We start from the raw sequence: 20,812 nt of genomic DNA on the forward strand, positions 1-20,812 counted from the left end.
CGCGTGTCCGGAAACCTGCCGAAGCGGCGGAAGTCGCATGAATGGACGGTGGAAGTCGAAACGGTCTATCTGGGATCGGAATCGCAGCCGGAAGCAAACCGCTACACCTTCGCCTACACGGTGACGATGCAGAACACCGGTACCGTGCCCGCCAAGCTGCTGGGTCGGCGCTGGGTCATCACCGACGGCAACGGCAAGGCCGTCGAGGTCGTCGGCGAGGGGGTCGTCGGGGAGCATCCGCATCTGATGCCGGGCCAGGCCTTCAAGTACACCAGCGCCGCGACGATAGAGACACCGGTCGGCTGCATGCAGGGCAGCTATCAGTTGATGGCCGACGACGGCATTCCGTTCGAAGCGCCGATCAGCCTCTTCAGTCTTGCGCAGCCGCGGGGACTCCACTAATGAGGATAGGCGTACCGCAAGAGATCAAGGATCGCGAAGGGCGGGTTGCCTTGACGCCGGACGGGGCTCGCGCGCTCGTCGGGCGGGGCCACCAGGTGCTGGTGCAGCAGGGCGCCGGCCTGGGATCCGGCTTCGCGGACGACGAGTATCGTGCGGCCGGTGCATCGATCGGAACCGTGGATGAGGCCTGGGCCGCCGAGTTGGTCGTGAAGGTCAAGGAACCGATGGAGGCCGAATATGGCTATCTGCGCGACCAGTTGCTGTTCACCTACCTTCATCTGGCCGGCGTCACGCCGACCCTGACCGAGGCGTTGCTGGCGGCCGGTACGACCGGGATCGCCTACGAAACCTTGGAGGATGCTGCCGGGCGTCTGCCGCTGCTGGCGCCGATGAGCGCCGTGGCCGGCAACATGGCGGTCACGGTTGGAGTGCAATACCTGGCCCGGCACCATGGCGGACGAGGCGTCCAGTTGGGCGAAGTGCTGGGCGTCCGGCATGGCCAGGTGCTGATCGTCGGGGATGGCGTGGTCGGCATGCACGCCGCACGCACCGCCCGAGGCCTGGGTGCCCACGTCGCGGTGGCGGGCCTGGATACCAAGAAGGGTCTGCAGATGCGCCGCGAAATCGCGGACGACATCCACTTCTTCATATCGGATCCCGGCCGCATCGCGGCGCGAGTGGCCGATGCCGATCTGGTGATCGGCGCCGTGCTGACGAAGGGCGCCAAGGCCGACTCGGTGATCACCGAGGCCATGATCCGCTCGATGCGTCCCGGTGCGGTCGTGGTCGACGTCAGCATCGATCAGGGCGGTTGTATCGAGACCTCGCGGCCCACCTCCCATTCCGACCCGGTTTACGTCCGCCACGGCGTGATCCACTACTGCGTGACGAACATGCCCGGCGCCTATCCGCGCACCTCGACGATCGCACTGACCACGGCCACCTTGCCCTACGTCACGGCGCTCGCCGACAAGGGACTGGATTTCCTGGCGGAAGATGCCCGGCTGGCGCGCGCGGTGAACACCTGGCAGGGGTCGCTGACCTGCCTGCCGGTGGCGAAAGCCCTGGGCCTGATGCAGCGCTATCGGGAGTTTGCGCCCGAACTCGACTCGGTTGCATAGCCCGACGACTGCGATGCAGCCCGTGCCACCGCCGTCGAACCGATGAGCACGCCATATCGACCGCTCCGTCGGTTCGAACGACCGAGTACTGTTGAACCGGGAAGCGTTGTCGGCCGGATGAGCGCCATGCCTGCAGAACTACCCGTACTTTATATGGCAGATAAGGGGCAACGCGATGGGTGATGAGAAAGCGGGGCAGGAAACGGGCGGAAAGTCGCTGTACTGCTCCTTTTGCGGAAAAAGCGAGCATCAGGTCCATAAGCTGATCGCGGGGCCCGCGGTGTTCGTCTGCGACGAATGCGTGGAACTGTGCAACGACATCATTCGCCAGGATTCGGAGCAGAAGGCTTCGGAAGCGATGCAGCACCTGCCGAAGCCCGCCGAGATCAAGGAGGTGCTGGACGAGTACGTCATCCGGCAGGACCGTGCGAAACGGATCCTGGCGGTTGCCGTGTACAACCACTACAAGCGGGTGCATCTGCAGGCCGACAGCGATGACGTGCAACTGGCCAAGAGCAACATCCTGCTGATCGGCCCGACCGGCTCGGGCAAGACACTGCTGGCCGAAACCCTGGCGCGCGTACTGGACGTGCCGTTCACGATTGCCGATGCCACGACGCTGACCGAAGCCGGCTACGTTGGCGACGACGTCGAAAGCATCATCCAGAAGATCCTGCTGAACTGCGATTACGATATCAAGAAGGCCGAGACGAGCATCGTCTACATCGACGAAATCGACAAGATTGCGCGCAAGTCGGACAGCCCTTCCATCACGCGTGACGTTTCCGGCGAGGGCGTACAGCAGGCGCTGCTCAAGTTGATCGAAGGCACCGTCGCGTCGGTGCCGCCGCAGGGAGGGCGCAAACATCCGCAGCAGGAACTCATCCAGGTCAACACGGCGAACATCCTGTTCATTTGCGGTGGCGCTTTCGCCGGTCTGGAGAAGACCATACGCCAGCGCTCGGAGCGCGGTGGCATCGGCTTCTCGGCCGAGGTGAAAAGCCGCGATGAGCGCCTCAGCTTGGGGGAGATCCTGGCCGGGATCGAGGCGGAAGACCTCATTCGTTACGGCTTGATACCGGAATTCGTCGGCCGGCTGCCGGTCGTCGCAACGCTGGAGGAACTCGACCAGCCGGCGCTGGTGCGGATCCTGACCGAACCCAGGAACGCGCTGACCAAGCAGTACCGCAAGCTTTTCGAACTGGAAGGCTGTGATCTGGACTTTCTGCCGGGCGCGCTGCAGCGCATCGCCGAACGCGCACTGGAGCGCAGAACCGGGGCGCGAGGTTTGCGGACGATCATCGAGCAGGCCCTGCTCGACACGATGTACGAGATTCCGTCGATGGAGGGTATCAGCAAGGTCGTCGTCGACCAGCGCGTCGTCGATGGCGAGGTGGCGCCCTATCTGATTTTCGAGGGTGACGAGCCGCAGTGCGCATCGGCCTGAGCCGGCGCGGTTGCCGGATTGCCGCTGTGTCGGCGCGAGCCGGTTGATCGGCGGCCGGTAGTGGCTGCAGGTCATCGTCCGGCAGTGAGGTTCTTCCGGTGGAGAGCGGGCGATACGCCATCGTTCTACACAGTTTCCTTAAGCTTTTTTGAGAGGAGATAGGTATGGGTAAGATAGGCATATTCTTCGGTTCGGATACCGGCAACACGCGCCGTGTCGCGAAATCCATCGCCAAGAAGCTCGGCGATGCGGCCGACGCGCCCGTGGATGTCAAGAAAGCCAGTGTCGATGACCTGCTCAAATACGATGCGCTGATCCTCGGCACGCCGACGCTCGGTGATGGGGAGTTGCCGGGCTTGTCCGCCGGCGCCAGCGACGAAAGCTGGGAAGAATTCCTGCCGAAGCTGGCCGGACAGGACATGAGCGGCAAGGTCGTCGCGCTGTTCGGACTCGGCGACCAGGAAGGGTATGGCCATGAGTTCGTCGACGCGATGATCTTCCTGTACGACACGGTCATCGACGCGGGCGCCAAGGTGGTCGGTTTCTGGCCGACCGACGGTTACACGTTCGAAAAGTCGAATTCCATCGTCGACGACCAGTTCGTCGGCCTGGTCATCGACCACGAAAATCAGAGCGACCAGACCGACGAACGCCTCGACGCGTGGCTCGAGGAGATCACACCTGCGCTGACCGGCGCCTAGTCGCGACCGGTTTCCCGAAACGCGTCTTCTGCGGCTGACGCTCCCGCCTCCGATTCGGGGCGGGTTCGTCGAGGCCCTCGGTCCTCCACCCCCGACTGGCGCGTCGTGTCCTCGGGCCGTTGCCTTCGGCCGAGAGCGAAGTACGCGGCACGTTACGAAGCCGACAATCCCCGGACTGCACCACTTCGAAATGTCGTAAATGCGCCAGGCGGTCCGCGTCTGACGACGACCCGTCTGCGGTTCGGTCAGAGCCAGCAGGGTATTGATTTAAAAGCGGGGTATCCGGAGAGAACGCAAACAAACCGGGTGCCATCCGGTGATGGCGCAAAGCTTGCTGCGTGTTTCGGGTAGTCACTCCCGGGAGAACCCAGTCATGCTTGAGACGGCGATCGTAGGCGCGGGCCTGTGCGGATTGAAGCTGGCCCATCAGTTGCTAACCCAGGGGAGCGCATTTGCCGTCTTCGAAGCACGCGGCCGGCTGGGCGGCCGCATCCTCTCGGTTCCGAGCGAAGCGGCCGGGATGGCACTGGACCTTGGACCCTCGTGGTTCTGGCCGGATACCCAGCCGCGTATCGCGCGCCTGGTCGAGGATCTCGGCCTGCGCAGCTTTCCGCAGCATGACACCGGCGAAGTCCTGAACCTCACCGATCATGACAAGCCGGCGGAAACCCTCCAAAGGCCAGACCTGAATGGCGGTGCCCGGCGCATCGAGGGTGGGATGGGCGCGCTGGTGGCAGCCCTGAGCCGTGACCTTCCCGAGACCGCGATGCACTTCGACCACGTCCTGACCGGTGTCGTCGACCTGGGCGATCATGTCGCACTGAGTTTCCGCTGCGGTAGCGAAGTCACGGAGGTGCTCGCGCGGCGGGTGGTGCTGGCGATGCCGCCGCGTCTGGTCGAGGAACGCGTGCGCTTCGAGCCACCGCTGGATGGCCAGTTGCAGGAGGCGATGCGCGAAACCTACACCTGGATGGCGGATCAGGCCAAGGCCGTGATCGGCTACGAACGGGCCTTCTGGCGCGCCGCCGGCCAGTCCGGCAACGCCTTCGTCCACCACGAACATGTAGTCCTCGGCGAAATCTACGACGCCTGTGATGCCAGCGGCGACAAGGCCGCACTCGGTGCCTTCTTTGCGCTGTCCGCGGAGCAGCGGGCGGCCTTTCGTGGCGGCATGCCCATGTTGGTTTCCAGCCAGCTGGTCCAGGTCTTTGGGCCCGACGCTGACTCGAGCGAGCAACACATCCAGGATTGGGCGGACGAACTCTATACCTGCAGCAGGCGGGACCGGACTCCGCCCGACAACCATCCCGAATACGGGCATCCCGCTTTGCGGCGGCCCCAGTGGGGTGGCAAGCTGCTGTTCGGCGGGTCGGAAACGGCCAGCTACGGCGGTGGTTACCTGGAAGGTGCACTGGAGGCAGCCGCGCGTATCCAGCGCACGCTGATCCAGTCCGCAGCCTTCGCCCGCGCCGACCGCGTTCTCGGCGATGCGCCCAACGCGGCGAGCCTGTCGAGCTTCCGGACCTGGGTAAACGCGCAGCGCAGCGACGTGTTCGAGCGGTATCGCCGTCACCTGAACCAGAAGCTGGCCAGTCAACTCCGGGAGCAGATCACCCAACGCGCCGTGCTGGGCACGATGGAGCAGATCTACAGCGAGGCCCTGGCGGTCATCGAGGATTTGCCCTTCGAGCCGGATCAGGAAGCCAACTCCGAACTGACGCACCAGCTGCTGTCGCCTTTCGTGGGCTTCAACAAGGCGCTGCTGGATCAGGTTCTGGCCTTCAACCGCACGTCCTGTGCGCTGTCCAACTTCCCTGATGAGCACGTCGTTTCCCCGGAATACCTCGAAACGATTGCGCGGGACTTGGCCGCAGCCTGGCGCGAGTTCGCCTTCGGCGTCGACGCGCAGCTCGGCAGCCGGGCTCCTGCGGTCAATGACATCGCCAGTGCAGCCTGATGGGGCGCTCGTTGGGACCCGCTTCCGACATACAGGGCTTGCCACGACGCCCCGGCGTTGGGCCCTTTGCGGGCGACCGCGGCTCCCCGAGGCTCGGCCCCGGCAGTTCGTCACGGATCGGGGCGGGGCGGGTCACAGCCGCCGGGGAGCGGGGCAGGACTCATGCTTGAGCTGGACGTCAAACTGAGTCTGGACCGCTTCGATCTGGCCGCCGCGCTTGCCGTCGACAGCCCCGTCACGGCTTGTTTCGGTCCTCCGGGGTCGGGCAAGAGCACCCTGCTCGGCATGATCGCCGGCACCGTGAATCCGCAGCGCGGCTGGATCAAGCTCGAAGGGGAGACGCTGTTCGATAGCGGGCGGGGCATACGCGTCCCGCCCAGGCGGCGCCGGGTGGGACTGGTCACGCCTGATCCGACGGTCTATCCCCGCTATCCGGTCAGGACACACCTGCAGGTGGCATATGGCCAGGCACCGTTTCGGAGCGACGGCATCCGCTTGCGCGACGTCATCGAACTGATGGAACTGGACAAGGTGCTGGACTGCCACTCCCATCAGCTTTCGCCGGGCGAGAAGCAGCGTGTCGCGCTGGCTCACGCGCTGATGAGCTCGCCGCGCTTGCTGTTGCTCGACGATCATTCGCAAGTTCGCGACGGTATGGGCGTGTCTCGCATCCTGCCGTTCTTGAAACGCGTGCGGGACGATCTGGGCATTGCGGTCATGTATGTCAGCCCCACTCTGGGAGGGGTGCTGCAGCTGACGGATCAGATGGTGCTGCTGGCCAACGGACGGGTGCTCGGCGTCGGCGACGTACACCAGATCATTGCGGAGCGGATCCTGTTGGCGAGCTCGGCGCTGCAGGGGGTCGACAACGTCCTGCCCGTCACGATCCTCGGCCACGAGACCGACACCGGCTGCACCACGGCCTACTACTATGGTGCCGAACTGGTATTGCCGATCGCTCCGCACCTGCCGCTGAACGAGTCCGCGCTCGTCTCGGTCAGTTCGAGCGCCATCGCCCTCTCCAGGAATTATCTGGACGGCATCTCCATTCAGAACCAGATCAAGGGGCGCATCGGCGCGATCATCTGTGCGCCGGACCACGTCGTGGTGCAGATCGACTGCGGCACGACGCTGCTGGCCGGCGTGTCGCTGCGGGCGCTGAAGCAAATGGATCTCCGGGAGGGGGACAACGTCTACTGCCTGATCAAGGCACATGCGTTCGCCCATGTCGCCGAAAGCCCTTCACCGCCAGCCAGGCGGGCCGTCTCGCCGCTCGCAACGAGCGCCGGCGCGGGGACTGTCGCCTTACCGGGTGGCGACGAACGGGAGCGGGCAGCCGTGCTGCCGGCGCTCGAGAAGCCGTTTTCCCCGACCAGGCACTAGACCTCCCGGGCATGCCCGTTCTTTCAGCCACGACGAGAGTAGCGATGAGCACCTACATCAAGACGACCCAGGACGGCCGCAAGGTCGAAGTCATCGACCAGGCCATCTGTCTGGACGGAAAAACGGAAGCGGACCATCTGGTGCCGGTCGCGGAACATCCCAACCGCGCCAACATCCAGCAAGCGGCGCCGGACGCCACCCACATGGCCGGCCGCTTGGCACTGACGGCGGCGGAAGCGACAGCGGCGCTGGCGGCGCTGGAAGCCAACCGCCTGGCTTACGAGACGAGTCCGAAGGGCTTGGCCGAACGTATGCGCAAGGCGCAGAACACGGCGCTGGCGAACCGGGACGGATAGCGCCGCCGATGATGCGGTAGCACCGTCGCGTGTGCCGTGGAGTCCCGCTTGCGCGGGTATGACCATTGGGCTTGCGTGACTTGCGTGCTGGCCGGCGGCGAGAGTGAGGACTGGCCTTGCCGGAATGGCGCGCTGGTCGGCCCGAGTCGGTCCTCGCAGCCCGCTATTTCAAGCGGAGGCGGTGCTGAGGACGGTGCAGCGGGTCGGGCGGCTCGTTGAGTCGCTCTTCCCAGGCGACGCGGGCCAGACGCAGAACCTCCTCCAGACAGTTGCGGTTCTCGGCCGTGAAATATAGGCGGCCCACCAGTTCCTCGACGATCAGATCGATGTCCGGAGTGATGTCGAGGCCGAGTCGGCGCGCGACGCGGCGTCCGAAAGACTGCCAACGCGAGGGTTTGACGGGCGCAACGGCCAGCCGGAGATAGCTCTCGAAATGCCGTTTCGCGAACTCCGACCACGTTCTCCGCAAGAAATCCTCGTCCTGGAGGTAGCCGTCGAGTTCGGCGAACCGGCGGAGCATGCGGTCGCGGGCTGCCCCCTCGGCCGGATGCGGGCGTTCTTCCGGTGGAGGCATTATTTCGAAGGGAATGCGTTCGAAGGATCGCACGCCGTCCTTGGCGACCTCGGCGAGCAGCACGAAGGAATAGGCGGAATCGGCCCGGTGCCGCTTCATGTAGGGGAGGCTGTACGCGGGAAAGATGAAATTGCCTAAGGAGTAGGCCACCAGGCAGCCGTCGATCATTTCGCAGCCCTGCGGCACATGCGGGTGATGGCCCAGGATGATGTTCGCTCCGCTGCGGGCGATGCGCCGGAACTGCTCCAACCGCGGCACGCTGGGCGTCGGCATGAACTCGATGTCGGCGTGAACGGACACCACGACGATGTCGACCGAATCCCTTAGCTTGGCCACGTCCTCGAGCACGGCGTCCAGCGTGTAGTAGGCGTAGCACGGCCCGCGCGTTCCCAGCGAATAGTTGGAATCCTCCCCGTAGCACAGGAAACCGAAACGGATGCCGTCCACCTCGACCAGCGCGGGCCGGCGCGCTTCGCTCTGTGTCCGTCCGACACCCGCCGTGACCAGCCCCGCATCCTCCAGGGTCTGTCGCGTGTACGCCATGCCCACCACGCCCGCATCGAGCACGTGATTGGCCGCGAGATTCAGGAAATCGAAGCCTGCGTCCTTGAGGGCCCGGGCGCAGTCGGGCCCGGGGAAGGTTGCGATCAGAGCCTTGCGGTCGATTTCATCCTCCGGATAGTCCGGCGGTGGGAGCACCGTTTCCATATTGCCAAAGAGCAGGTCGGCACGAGAGAGGATCGGCGCCATGCGCTCGAAGGGCCACTGTACGCCGCTGGTTGCGATTCCCTGGCTGACGCCCATGGCGAGCGCAATGTCGCCGACGGCACCAAACGTCACGGTGTTGCCCATGTCTGAGGATTCCCGGGGTCTGTGGGTTAAGTCGCGCATTTTACGCCCGCGGAAGATGCGCCACTATCGACGCCGGAGAGAAGGCCGTGTGCGACTTTCGATAGACCGCGCCATGTACCCGCCATCCAAACTCACTCCCGGGGGCCTAATCCTTTTGACATTCCCACCCGGACCCGACATCCGGGCTAGAATGGCACGCCCAGTCGGCTCGAGGACAGATATCGCGGCTGGCTCAAAAATCCGTCATCCTGAATTTCGCGATCGGAGAATAAGCAGATGCCCGACGTAGCCGCCGATCTGAATTTCTGGATCGGACTCGGCCAGATCATCCTGGTCAACATCGTTCTGTCCGGCGATAACGCCGTGGTGATCGCCCTGGCCGCCCGATCCCTGCCGGACGCCCAGCGCAAGCTGGCCGTGATCTGGGGTTCGGGGGCGGCGGTCGTCATGCGTATCGTGCTGACCCTGGTCGCGCTGGAATTGCTGCGTCAGCCCTACTTGAAGTTGATCGGCAGTGTCCTGCTGTTCTGGATCGCCCTACAACTGATGCTTCCGGGCGAGGATGGCACCGAGAAAATCAGTCCTCGCGACCATTTGTTCGCCGCCATCCGGACGATCCTGCTAGCCGACCTGTTGATGAGCCTCGACAACGTGATCGCCGTCGCGGCAGCGGCCAAGGGCGATATGACCTTGCTGATGATTGGGCTGGCCATCAGTATCCCGCTGGTGATCTTCGGCAGCACCCTGGTGTTGCGCTTGATGGACCGGGTCCCGATCGTCATCGAACTTGGCGCCGCGCTGCTCGGATTCGTTGCGGGTGAGATGCTGGTGACCGACCCGGCGCTTGAGCACTGGTTCGAGGCGACGGAGATATTCTGGCTGGGCGACCTGATTCCGCTCGTCGCCGCCATCCTGGTCATCGTCGGCGGACTGTCGCTGGCGGGGCGCAGGAAGAAGCTTCGGCCGCGCGAATTGGTCGATCTCGCCGAGGGCGAGCAATCCAGGACCGGCCGCTGAGCCGAAGGAGCACGCAATGAAGAAAAAGATCCTGGTTCCGGTGGACGGCTCGGAGCCTGCGCTCCGCGCCATCGATGACCTTATCGCTGGAATGTCCGGGAGTCATGGTCCCGAGCTACACCTGCTGAACGTCCAGCACCCCCTGATCGGCGATGTGGGCCGGTTTCTCGATCATGAGCAGATCAGTGGCTATCATCGCGAAGCGGGGCTGAAGGCCCTGGCAGCAGCGCGCAAGAAGTTGGACGATGCCGGCATTCCCTACGCCGTTCACATCAGCGTGGGCGAGCCGGCCGACATCATCGTTCAGTATGCGAAGGAAAAGGGGTGCGACGAGATCGTCATGGGCGCCCGCGGGCATGGCGTCATTGCGACGCTGTTGCTGGGTTCGGTGGCCCGAGCCGTTCGCGAACATGCCGGCATGCCGGTGCGCGTGGTGGAGTGACCGGAATCGACGATATGGTCGAGCCAGGTTACGCCTGGGATCGCAACGGTCGATCAGGTTCGGGTTGTCCCGTAGAATAATGTGCCTAAGCCTTTAGGCTTTCACACGCTGATATACCCCGATGCTCGGCAGATACCCTACACGAAATCTGGCGCGGACCGCCGACGTCGTCGAGCCATGCCGCAACGCGTCCAGCGAATGCGGTGCCCGGCAAGTTGCCTGACGTGAGCGACAGTAAGGCTTACTCTGCGATGGCGCCGGTCAGATAACGGGGAGCCCTCGATTGGACGGCTCAAGCAAACGCCGGGCAGCGCCCCACAGGGCCTGCGAGTCGCTGTTCGTCCTTGCCGGCGTGATGTATCCCGACGGTACTTTGGCGACCGTCAATCGTGCGGCTTTTTCAGGTTTGCCCGTCGGGCGTGGCGCCGCGATCGGCAGACCGTTCTGGCTTGGACCCTGGTGGTATAAGCAGCCGTCGGTGCAGCGCGAAGTTCGGGAGGCCGTGGCGCGCGCAGCCCAGGGCGAGCACGTCCACCTGTTCGCCGACACATGTCATGAAGGTGGCCGCTCCATTCGTGTCGATCTGTCGCTGAAGCCGGTTTTGGATGACGAAAACAGGATTGCATGGATTCTCGTCGAAGCCACCGGTGACTATTCTGCCTCCCCAGACCAGGACTCGCTGCAGCGCCGCAACCGAGAACTCGAGCAAAAGATTGCGGAGCGTACCGAGCGGATGCGGATGATGATCGAATCCTCCGCCGAAGCGGTAGTAACCATAGATCAGAGCGGACTAATCGAAGAATGGAACCAAGCCGCTGAACGTATGTTTGGCTGGCCCCACGCAGAGGTCATCGGACTCCGCTTGTCCGAGGTCATCATTCCGCACCGATACCGCGAAGCCCATGAAGCCGGCATGCGGCGCTTCCTCGCCACCGGAAAAGGCGACGTTCTGAACCGCACCATTGAGCTCTCAGCGCTGAATCGTTCGGGGGAGGAGTTCCCGATCGAACTAACGGTTTGGCCGGTGCCTTGGGGTGGTACCTACCTCTTCAGCGCCTTTCTCCGTGACATCACCGAGCGCAAGCAGGTTGAGTTGGCGGCGGCGGCTCAGACCGATCAGGCCCTTCGTTTTCGCACCACCTTGTATGAGCTGGCGCGCATGGACAAGTCCGATTTCTCCGGCTCGCTGCGAACGATCTTTGCGGCCGCAGCCGATGCACTCGGATTGGAAAGAATGGTATTCGGCCGCTTCGAGCAGCAGGCGGGAGGGGTGATACTGCGGATCGGGATGATTTTCCGCGCAGGTTCAGGCGACACGGCACCGGACTCGGCGCTCGGCGCGTTCGGCATGAACAGTTTTCCGCAATATTATGCGGCACTCATGTCCAACCGGCCGATAGTCGCCCATGACGCCTGGACGGATCCCAACACGTCCGAGTTTCGCCGGGATTATCTCGAGCCTCTCGGTATCACGTCGATGCTCAACGTGCCGGTGTGGCTGGATGGACACGTCGTGGCCGTGGTCTGTCATGAACACATCGGTCCCGCCCGGCAGTGGACCGCCGAGGAGGCCGGCTTCGCTCTGTCGATCGGTAATCTGGTCGCGCTGACGCTGGAAGCGGCCAGCCGGGCTCAGGCCGAGGCGGAACTGCGTGAGGCCGAGGCGGACGTGCGGCAGGCATTGGTGCGCGAGCAGGAGCTTAACGAGTTGAAGTCACGTTTTGTCTCGATGACCTCGCATGAGTTTCGCACGCCACTGACGGCCATCCTCTCGTCGACCGAGATGCTCGAAGCGTATGGCGAGCGGCTTGGCGCCGACAAGCGGGCCGAGTTGCACGGCATGATCAAGACCGCAGTGCGCAATATGACCGGTCTGCTCGACGAAGTGCTGTTCATAGGGAAATCGGATACCGGGCATCTGGAGTTCAACCCCACCGATACCGATGTCGATGCTTTCTGCGAGGAGTTGTTGCGGGAGATTCGTACCGGAGTCGGCCGAGCGCATCAGGTCGTCTACACCGGTCCCGGCCATCCGTTGCCTGCCCATATCGATGCCCAGTTGTTGCGACAAATCCTGACGAATCTGCTGAGCAACGGCATCAAGTTTTCGCCCAAGGGCTCCACCGTAACCCTTACCTGCGATCGACTGCGAGACCGCCTGTGTTTCGAAGTGACCGACCAGGGGCTCGGCATTCCACCAGAAGACCAGGCTAATCTTTTCAGCACGTTTCACCGCGCCCGTAACGTCAACAACATCCAGGGTACCGGCCTGGGGCTGGCCATCGTCCGCAAGTGCGTGGACCTTCATGGCGGCGAGATCAACTTCACCAGCGAATTGGGTCGCGGGACCCGTTTCCGGGTCCTGATTCCCGTCAGAGTGAACGCCGCATGACGAACATCCTTGTGGTTGAGAACGACCCGGCTTTGCGCATGCTCATCAGCCAGTTGCTGGAACTGGAGGGCTTCAACGTCGCTACCGCAGAGAATGGGCGGATTGCGCTGGAGGCGCTCGACATGCAAGCCCCCGAACTTGTCGTGTGCGATCTGGTCATGCCCGAAATGAACGGCTGCGAGGTGCTGAAAGCATTAAAAGGGAATCCACGCACGGCACACGTGCCGCTGGTCTTTTTGACCGCCAGCGCTGCCCCTAGCGAGCGTGAAAAGTGCATTGAACTGGGCGCCTCAGCCTTCATGACGAAGCCGTTTCACCAAACCGAACTGTTGGCCACGATCCGGGGATTGCTTCCCGCGGCGGGAATCTCCGCATGAGGGCACGACCCTTAATCCTCGCCGTCGACGATGACCCGGCGCTGCTCCAGTTGTTGTCGATGCGTCTGGACATCGAGGGCTTCAACGTCGTCGGGGCGTCCAGTGGCGAGGAAGCCCTGGCGAAGTTGGCAACGTGCCAGCCGCATCTGGTCATCACCGACATGCAGATGGGCGGTATGGACGGGGTGGCGCTCTTCGAATCGGTACGGCGCAGTCATCCGACGCTGCCAGTCATCATCCTGACGGCGCATGGTTCGGTGTCCCACGCGGTCGATGCCCTGCGCCGGGGCGTTTTCGGTTATCTGACCAAGCCGTTCGAAGCCGCGAATCTGCTGGCAGAAGTCACGCGGGCGCTTGGCCAAGGCGGCGGAGCGTCGCCGGTACCGGCCTTCGATTGGTCCAGCGCGATCATCACGCGCAATGCTGCGATGGAGGCCGTGCTCGCCGAGGCGCGCATGGTGGCAGCGCAAGATGCCAGCGTGTTAATCAACGGCCCCTCGGGTAGCGGCAAGGAGCTGTTGGCCCAGGCTATCCACCAGGCGAGCCCGCGTGCGCCTCAGCCGTTCATCGCGATCAATTGCGGCGCGATACCGGAAAACCTTCTCGAATCGGAGTTGTTCGGACACGTCAAAGGCGCATTCACCGGGGCCGCACGCGACCACAAGGGTTTGTTCGCTGCGGCCAACGGCGGCACGGTCTTTCTCGACGAGATCGGCGACATGCCTGCGTCGCTGCAGGTGAAGCTGCTGCGCGTCCTGCAGGAACGGACGGTGCGTCCCGTCGGCGCGCTGCAGGCCACGCCGATCGATGTGCGTATCGTCTCGGCTACGCACCGCGATCTGGAGCACGAGACCGCCGAGGGACGATTCCGGCAGGATCTCTATTACCGTCTGAACGTCGTCAACCTCGCGTTGCCGCCGCTGAGTGCGCGCGTGGATGACATTCCACTGTTGATCCGGCATTTCACCACACGGCTGGCCGATAAATACGGGAAGAGGGTCAACGGTTACGCTCCGGATGCGATGGAGTTGCTGCTCGGTCATTCCTGGCCCGGCAACGTGCGTCAACTGCTCAATGTCATCGAGAAAGTCGTGGCACTGGCGAGCAGCGAGATCGTTCCGTCGGCACTGGTGCAACGAGCGCTGCAGGGCCCCGCGTCCGCAATCAGTTCACTCGAAGAGGCACGGCGAACTTTCGAACGCGACTATCTGATTCGCTTGCTGAAAGTCACCCGCGGCAACGTCACCCAGGCGGCCCGGCTGGCCAAGCGCAACCGCAGCGATTTCTACAGCCTGCTGCGCCGTCACGAACTCGAACCCGGGGACTTCAAGGACAAGGGCGACTAGCCGTTCCGTTTCCTTCGAACTGGCCGGTGTCAGTTCCCAGTCGGTTACGGTGCGGGTCCGGGGGAACTTATCCCGTTTCCTGCCGAGATGCGGTCCCGCTTGTCTGTGAACTATTCACGCCCTCGGGTGTTGGTCTGAGCGAACACCTGTATTTTTTGTCTTATTCAGAGGCTTAGCGCATTGGTCTGGATGAGGTGTTGGCTCAAGCCAACACTGTGGCCCGCTCGGCATCCGCACCATTCTGCATCAGGGTGCTGACTTAACTAGAGTTTTTCCTCTTGGCACGATTTCTCCCATGTATTTGGCAACGGGGACGCCAAGCGTTCCGCGAACGACACCCACCCGAATACGAAACATGAGGAGCTTAACGATGAACATGACTCCGCGTCACCCGAACTCGCGCAACACGATCCGCCTCGCGGTGCTGGCCGCACTCGGTCTCTTCGGTAGCCACGCTGCCTATGCCGTGACTGCCGACGACGTGGCCTGCGCCGCGTGCGTGGGTACCACTGATCTGGCGGGCAATGCGGTCAACTCGGCCAAGATCGCCAACGGGGCGGTCGCCTCGGCCGACCTGGCCAACGGCGCGGTCACCGAAGCCAAGCTCGCAGCCAGCGTCATGGCCACAATCAGCGCGCTGGTGGCCGACGTGGCGGCCTTGAAGACGGAGAATGCCGCGCTGCAAACGAAGGTCACGGCCCAGCAGGATCTGCTGGCCTATTTCAACCTGACCGAGACCGCCGACCCCAGCACTGGCGATAGCTATCCGACTGTGCAGATCAGCGGTGCGAACCTGCAGATCGTCAATGGCCTCGGCGCTACCGCCACGAAGAACGGTACCGGGAATCTTATCGTGGGTTACAACCAATCCGCTGGCCAATACCGTTGTTCCGTTGGCTGGTATGCGGATGAGCCGACTTGCACCGCGAACGGCGCGCTCTGGTCCAACCAACATCGCAGCGGTTCGCACAACATCGTGGCTGGCGAGGCAAACAACTATTCCGCATGGGGCGGCTTCATGGCTGGCGCCCGAAATACCATCAATCAACCCTTTGCGAGCGTTTTAGGCGGCGACAGCAACACCGCCAGCGGCCAATACAGCATCGTCTTAGGCGGCTGGGGCAACACCGGCAGCGGCAATTTTGGCAGCGTATCTGGTGGGTACAAGAACACTTCCAGTGGCCAATACAGCAGCGTCTCGGGCGGATATCAAAACACTGCTGGCGGCGAGTGGAGCAGCGTTTCGGGAGGTGCCAACCGCGGCGCCGTCGGGTCAACTGATTGGGTAGCCGGCGCGCTGTTCCAGACAAATTAACCTCCGCGCGGGTGGTGGTTCGGCCGGCTCTCGTCCGAACCGCCCCAGCCAGCCCTCAAGTTTCCACATGCCGGCCCTTCATCCCCCGCCGGTCACGGTGGGTGCGGCGAAGGGCCGCCGTCCTTTCGGCGCGTTGAACGGCAACACCCGCTTCGGGAAGGCGGCGTGAACCGGCGGTCCCGCGGCTGACCGGTGCCTGACCCGGCACTATTCGGCCGTTGCCCAAGTCCATCACGAAGCTCATGGCACTGGCGACGGGCCAGAGCGTGCCGCCCCCTTGTCGGTGCAGCGAAGGCTGCAGCGGCCGCCCTCCGCCATCGGACCCTTTGACGACGCCAATAAATCCTTCGATCGCCCCTTGCCGCTGGTCAAAACGGGCGTGTCCTGGCGTTACGCCGGGCGGGACTCCGGCATCCAGTGATAGGGAGGGTGGCGGCTTCGCCATCCCTGGACTTCCTGGGTTCCGGGTTCCCACCCGGAACGACGGTTTGATTGACATGGATTGCGTTACGCACAGTACCCGATCGACCTGAGATCGCTCGCGGCCATATCACCCAGGCCGCGCAGCTCGCCCAGCGCAACCGCAGCGATTGCTACACGCGGCTGCGCCGCCACCGGGTGGAATCCGGCGATTACAAGCAGAGCGGCGGCTAGCCGCTTCGCCGGGCCGAGCTGGGCAGTGTCGGGTCCCATACAGTCAAACCGTGCATTGGCGAAACCCCTCTCCGCTTCCTGCCAAAAAGCCGTGTCGTTCGTCTGTGAACTATTCACGGTCTCCGGTGTTGGTGTGAACGAACACCTATGTTTCTCCATCTATTCAGGCGCTTAGGTCTTCTATCTGCGGGAGGTGTTGGCTTGCACCAACACTTCCGCCGGCTCGGCGTTTGCACCTTTCCGCCTCAGGGTGCGGATTTCAAAAGATTTCTTTCTGTTGGCACGATTTCTCCCATGTATTTGGCAACGGGGACGCCAAGCGTTCCGCGAACGACACCCACCCGAATACGCAACCTGAGGAGCTTAACGATGAACATGAATTCGCGTCACTCGAACTCGCGCACCCAGACCCGCCTGGCCGTAGTGGCCGCGCTCGGCCTGTTCGGCAGCCACGCCGCCTCCGCCGTGACCGCCGACGACGTGGCCTGCGCCGGCTGCGTGAACACCGCCGACCTGGCCGGCAATGCGGTGAACTCGGCCAAGATCGCCAACGGCGCGGTCACCGAAGCCAAGCTCGCAGCCACTGTGATGGCCACCATCAACGCACTCACGGCCAAAGTGGCCACGATGGACGCGCTGTCGGCCAAAGTGGCCGCGCTCGAGACGGCCAATGCCGCACTGCAAACGAAGGTCACGACATTGCAAACCAAGGTCACGGCGCAGCAGAATCTGCTGGCCTATTTCAACCTGACCGAAACGGCCGATCCGAGCACGGGTGATGCGTATCCGACGGTGCAGATCAGCGGTGCGAACCTGCAGATCGTCAATGGCCTGGGTTCGACCGAGACGAAGAACGGGACCGGCAATCTGATCGTGGGCTACAACCAAGCCGGGGGCCAGTCCCGTTGCTCCGACGGTCAGTATGCCGATCAGCCGACCTGCACCGCGAACGGAGGGATGTGGTCCGATCAACACCGCAGCGGTTCGCACAACCTTGTGGCAGGTGAGGGGAACAGCTATTCCGCTTGGGGCGGCTTCGCGGCTGGGTATCGCAACACAGCTAACCGAGCCTGGGCAAGCGTCTCGGGCGGGATGTTCAACACCGCCAGCGGCCAATTCAGCAGCATCTCTGGCGGGTACAACAACACCGCCAGCGGCACCACCAGCAGCGTCTCGGGTGGGTATAACAACATCGCGAGCGGAACTCTGGGCACGGTCTCGGGTGGTGCTAACCGCAGCGCCATCGGGAACTACGACTGGAGCGCCGGCGGGTTGTTCCAGACGCAGTAACCCGCGCGCTGTCGGCGCCGGTTCGGCCGGCTCCCGTCCGAACGGCGCCCGCCGGCTGTCAAGTTTTCGCCTCGCGGCCCTTCATCCCCTGCCGGTCCCGGTGGGTGCGGCGAAGGGCCGCCGTCCGTTCGGAGCGCTGGACGGGCGAGTATCCGCTCCGGGAAGCCTGCGTGAAAGGACTGGTTTAGCGGTCACTGGTTGCTGTTAGCGAATGGTGTTGAGTCGCGCCGGCGCAGCAGCCGGTGCTGTACACGGCAGCGGGATCAGCGAGCAGGCGGCTCAGTCATCGCCCAGATCAACCTGCAGCATGCCGCCTTCGAAGCGCATTGGGTGTTCGGTCATGGTTCGCCCCACTTTCTTCGGGTGCCCGGTGCGCATAAAGAGTCGCCCCTGCGGAAGGGCTGGAAGCCGCATGGTATATGGAGTTTTGGCGTTTAGCGGGGTATCGAAATCCCGCGGAATTTGCTGGGATAGGCCGCAATAGTTGAGGGATTTTGGGGCTGATGATGACTGACGACTTCTTCCGGGCACGCTTGGACCAGATGATCGACCTGCGGCACCCGCTGGCGGTGTTGGCAAGGCGGATGCCCTGGGGGCAACTCGAAGCGGTACTGGGGCCGACCTTCCAGCGGCGGGATCGCGAAGGGCGGGTGGTGGCGGTGGACGACCTGTTCGGTCCCAGTCTGCAGACGGTCGGCGGTGGCGTCAGTGCCGCGGGGCGGCCCCGGTTACCGATCCGCCTGATGGCCTCGCTCTTGTATCTGAAGCATGCCTTCAATCTCAGCGACGAAGCGGTGGTGGAGCGCTGGTCCGAAAATGTGGTCTGGCAGTACTTCAGTGGCCAGGAGTACTACGAGCCGCGGCTGCCGTGCGATGCGACGCAGGTGGGTCGGTTCCGGAAGGCCATCGGTGAAGCGGGCGTGGAAGAGCTGCTGCGGGCGACCGTGGACACGGCGGTGGTGACCCAGGCGGTGCGGCCGCAGGAATTCGAACGGATCATCGTCGATACCACGGTGCAGGAGAAAGCGATCGCCCATCCGGTGGACAGTCGCTTGCTAGAGCTCGCCCGGGCGAAGGTGGTCCAAGCGGCCAAAGCGGTGGGGATCTCCTTGAAGCAGACCTACGCCCGGGAGGGTGCATTATTGCGGCGGAAGGCGGGCGGTTACGCCCATGCGCGCCAATTCAAACGTTTGCGGCGGGTGGTCAAGCGGCAGCGGACGATCCTGGGGATCGTACTCCGGGCGGTGCAACGCCAACGGGCCCAGGTCAGTGGCGTCGCCTCGGCGACCGCGCTGTCACACCTCGACACGCTCTGGCAGCGTGCGGAGCGCATCCGGACGCAGCAGCCGAAAGACAAAAACAAGCTCTACGCGCTCCATGCTCCGGAAGTGGAATGCATTGGCAAGGGCAAAGCCCGCAAACCGTATGAATTCGGGGTGAAAGCCAGCGTCGCCGTCACCTACGCACAGGGGCTGATGGTCGGGGCGCGGACCTTTCCCGGCAACCCCTACGATGGGCATCTGCTCCACGCCCAACTGGAACAGACGACGATCCTGCTGGAGCCGCATGCCATCGCGCCGCAGCAGGTGCTGGTCGACCTGGGCTTTCGCGGCGTCGATGCGGATAACCCCAAGGTCGAGATCATTCACCGCGGCAAGTACCGCTCGCTGAGCCGGAGGCAGCGGCGCTGGCTGAAACGGCGGCAGGCCATCGAGCCCGCCATCGGTCATCTCAAACAAGATCACCGCATGGATCGCTGCTGGTTACAGGGCGCCTTGGGCGATGCCCTACACGCGGTCCTGTGCGCGGCTGGCTATAACCTGCGCTGGCTGATCCGGGCGGTCCTGCGGGGCCGCATCAAGCCGCGCTTTTGGCCTTTGTGGTTACGCGCCTGGCTGGTTTACTGGCCGTCGCCCGCCGCCACCGCCCGTTTGCGCCCCCGCTTCGAGCGTCTCGACCTCACCCTGCCGCCAACGGCGTCGGCCGGTCAGATGCTGTCGAACGTCGGTTGAAGGAATTTCGCAGGGGCGACTAAAGAATGTCCAGGCGATTGGGTTCCTGTCCCGAGTGGCTCCGATATGTTCTCCGCCACGCTGGCGGTTGGTTGAACCCAGTTTTGCGGGCCTTCCGGGCCGCTGAGGAGAGGCACGATAGGAGGCATGGTCAGCTCCAAAGTGTTGTGACCCTCGGTGTTCCTACGGATTGACCGCGACTGCTGGCGCCACCACTCTATCCGCGCAGTGCGCTCAAGGAGCGCGCGCTTGCATGGTCCGTGAGGCAGTAAACGGCATCGTCTTGGGGGGAGCTTACCAACTGGGGGCTGATGCGTCTTGCCATCGCTTCCACGGCGGCTGCTTGCAAGCGGGGCCGGTTCAGATGCCATCGGTGTACCTATTCGATGAGGAGAAGGGCATCATGAAAGCGAAAGCGACACCACTGTTCCTGTTGATATCGGCTCTTACCGTCTTTCCGGCCGCAGCTCTGGCCGACACGCGGGGCGGGGGCGAAACGACAAACAGCAATGTCACTCTCAACAATGTCGTGGATGAGGCGACCGACATTTGGGAGATTCTGGAATCGGAAGGACTGACTTTGACGACGGCTAGCCGGTGCATCGTTACGGCCTGCTCCGACGTAGGTCACCCGGGGAGCGGCACGGACAATGACTATCGGTTCGTCATCTCGGTTGACGATACCAGCCCGGGCATAGACACCTCGTCCGAGCGTTCGCTCGAGATGAGCCAAAACAGCGGTGTCGATGATCCGGATAGCGTCGCGATCTGTTCGACGCGATTCATAAATATCCCGAGCGGCACCCACACGATTTCCTGGCTGGGGTCAAGGGCCACCGCTGCGGACCAACCCACGACGGTGTTTGACACGAACATGACCGTCGGGTGCTTCGACGGGACAGAACTTTAGGGAGCACAGCCGTCCGTTGAAGGGGACCTCTGAACAAGTCCAGGACGAACTTGTTCAGGGGCCGTCACCTTCAAAGTGCGGCTTTGCCGGTGACTCATCGACTCGCTTCGCTCACGGCAATCGAGTTTGACCGTGTCCCTCCATGCACCGTCGGAGTCTCTGACTCAAAGAGGGATTCCCTGAGAGGACCCCGAAAAGTCATCATCCAGGGGTTTTTGCGCTGCGGGACACCTTGTCCCGCAGTGGCTCTCGCGGTGGGATCGC

Annotated in this window: 17 protein-coding genes; 16 read left to right on the top strand and 1 reads right to left on the bottom strand. The window is 63.4% G+C overall.

All coding sequences use genetic code 11. The annotated features are described in order from the left end of the window. Positions 1-3: 3 nt before the first annotated feature. From apaG to BWR02_RS11440, 7 genes are all read left to right on the top strand, one after another. Positions 4-402: a Co2+/Mg2+ efflux facilitator ApaG/CorD gene (apaG, locus tag BWR02_RS11410; protein WP_407941068.1), complete on the top strand. Its 399-nt coding sequence runs from the start codon at positions 4-6 to the stop codon at positions 400-402. After that, complete coding sequence (gene ald / locus BWR02_RS11415; RefSeq protein ID WP_139557902.1) at positions 402-1,523, top strand: alanine dehydrogenase; 1,122 nt, start codon at positions 402-404, stop codon at positions 1,521-1,523. The genes apaG and ald overlap by 1 nt, the downstream gene beginning before the upstream one ends. A gap of 175 nt (positions 1,524-1,698) precedes the next feature. Then, a complete protein-coding gene (gene clpX, locus BWR02_RS11420) occupies positions 1,699-2,970 on the top strand; it encodes an ATP-dependent Clp protease ATP-binding subunit ClpX (protein ID WP_139557903.1) in 1,272 nt (423 codons plus the stop codon). A gap of 164 nt (positions 2,971-3,134) precedes the next feature. Further along, entirely contained in the window at positions 3,135-3,671 is a 537-nt protein-coding gene (locus tag BWR02_RS11425) for a flavodoxin (protein WP_129883098.1), read from the top strand. A 373-nt stretch (positions 3,672-4,044) separates the two neighbouring features. Beyond that, on the top strand, positions 4,045-5,628 hold the full coding sequence (locus BWR02_RS11430; protein ID WP_139557904.1) for a flavin monoamine oxidase family protein: 1,584 nt from the start codon (positions 4,045-4,047) through the stop codon (positions 5,626-5,628). 162 nt (positions 5,629-5,790) lie between these two features. Next, a complete protein-coding gene (locus BWR02_RS11435; protein ID WP_139557905.1) occupies positions 5,791-7,011 on the top strand; it encodes an ATP-binding cassette domain-containing protein in 1,221 nt (406 codons plus the stop codon). Positions 7,012-7,055: 44 nt separating this feature from the next. After that, positions 7,056-7,367: a hypothetical protein gene (locus BWR02_RS11440; RefSeq protein ID WP_129883101.1), complete on the top strand. Its 312-nt coding sequence runs from the start codon at positions 7,056-7,058 to the stop codon at positions 7,365-7,367. Between the two features lie 163 nt (positions 7,368-7,530). Here BWR02_RS11440 and BWR02_RS11445 read toward each other — a convergent pair whose 3' ends face one another. Then, positions 7,531-8,793: a CapA family protein gene (locus BWR02_RS11445; protein ID WP_162560112.1), complete on the bottom strand. Its 1,263-nt coding sequence runs from the start codon at positions 8,791-8,793 to the stop codon at positions 7,531-7,533. 276 nt (positions 8,794-9,069) lie between these two features. Between BWR02_RS11445 and BWR02_RS11450 the strand changes: the two genes are divergently transcribed. From BWR02_RS11450 to BWR02_RS11490, 9 genes are all read left to right on the top strand, one after another. Further along, complete coding sequence (locus BWR02_RS11450) at positions 9,070-9,810, top strand: TerC family protein (RefSeq protein WP_139557907.1); 741 nt, start codon at positions 9,070-9,072, stop codon at positions 9,808-9,810. A gap of 16 nt (positions 9,811-9,826) precedes the next feature. Further along, entirely contained in the window at positions 9,827-10,252 is a 426-nt protein-coding gene (locus tag BWR02_RS11455; RefSeq protein WP_139557908.1) for a universal stress protein, read from the top strand. 283 nt (positions 10,253-10,535) lie between these two features. Continuing rightward, the gene (locus BWR02_RS11460; RefSeq protein ID WP_139557909.1) at positions 10,536-12,644 is read left to right on the top strand and encodes a PAS domain-containing sensor histidine kinase; all 2,109 of its coding nucleotides are present in this window, start codon (positions 10,536-10,538) and stop codon (positions 12,642-12,644) included. Next, entirely contained in the window at positions 12,641-13,021 is a 381-nt protein-coding gene (locus tag BWR02_RS11465) for a response regulator transcription factor (protein WP_139557910.1), read from the top strand. Before BWR02_RS11460 ends, BWR02_RS11465 begins: the two co-directional genes overlap by 4 nt. After that, positions 13,018-14,367, top strand: coding sequence for a sigma 54-interacting transcriptional regulator (locus tag BWR02_RS11470; protein ID WP_139557911.1), 1,350 nt, complete (start codon positions 13,018-13,020; stop codon positions 14,365-14,367). The genes BWR02_RS11465 and BWR02_RS11470 overlap by 4 nt, the downstream gene beginning before the upstream one ends. Before the next feature lie 370 nt (positions 14,368-14,737). Then, positions 14,738-15,682 (top strand): hypothetical protein, encoded by a 945-nt coding sequence (locus BWR02_RS11475; protein ID WP_139557912.1) that lies wholly within the window; start codon positions 14,738-14,740, stop codon positions 15,680-15,682. A gap of 855 nt (positions 15,683-16,537) precedes the next feature. Continuing rightward, the gene (locus BWR02_RS11480) at positions 16,538-17,626 is read left to right on the top strand and encodes a hypothetical protein (RefSeq protein WP_139557913.1); all 1,089 of its coding nucleotides are present in this window, start codon (positions 16,538-16,540) and stop codon (positions 17,624-17,626) included. A 503-nt stretch (positions 17,627-18,129) separates the two neighbouring features. Next, a complete protein-coding gene (locus tag BWR02_RS11485) occupies positions 18,130-19,638 on the top strand; it encodes an IS5 family transposase (protein ID WP_407941069.1) in 1,509 nt (502 codons plus the stop codon). 403 nt (positions 19,639-20,041) lie between these two features. Further along, a complete protein-coding gene (locus tag BWR02_RS11490; protein WP_139557914.1) occupies positions 20,042-20,548 on the top strand; it encodes a hypothetical protein in 507 nt (168 codons plus the stop codon). Positions 20,549-20,812 lie beyond the last annotated feature (264 nt).

The sequence above is a fragment of the Methylotetracoccus oryzae genome (assembly GCF_006175985.1).
Classification (GTDB): domain Bacteria; phylum Pseudomonadota; class Gammaproteobacteria; order Methylococcales; family Methylococcaceae; genus Methylotetracoccus; species Methylotetracoccus oryzae.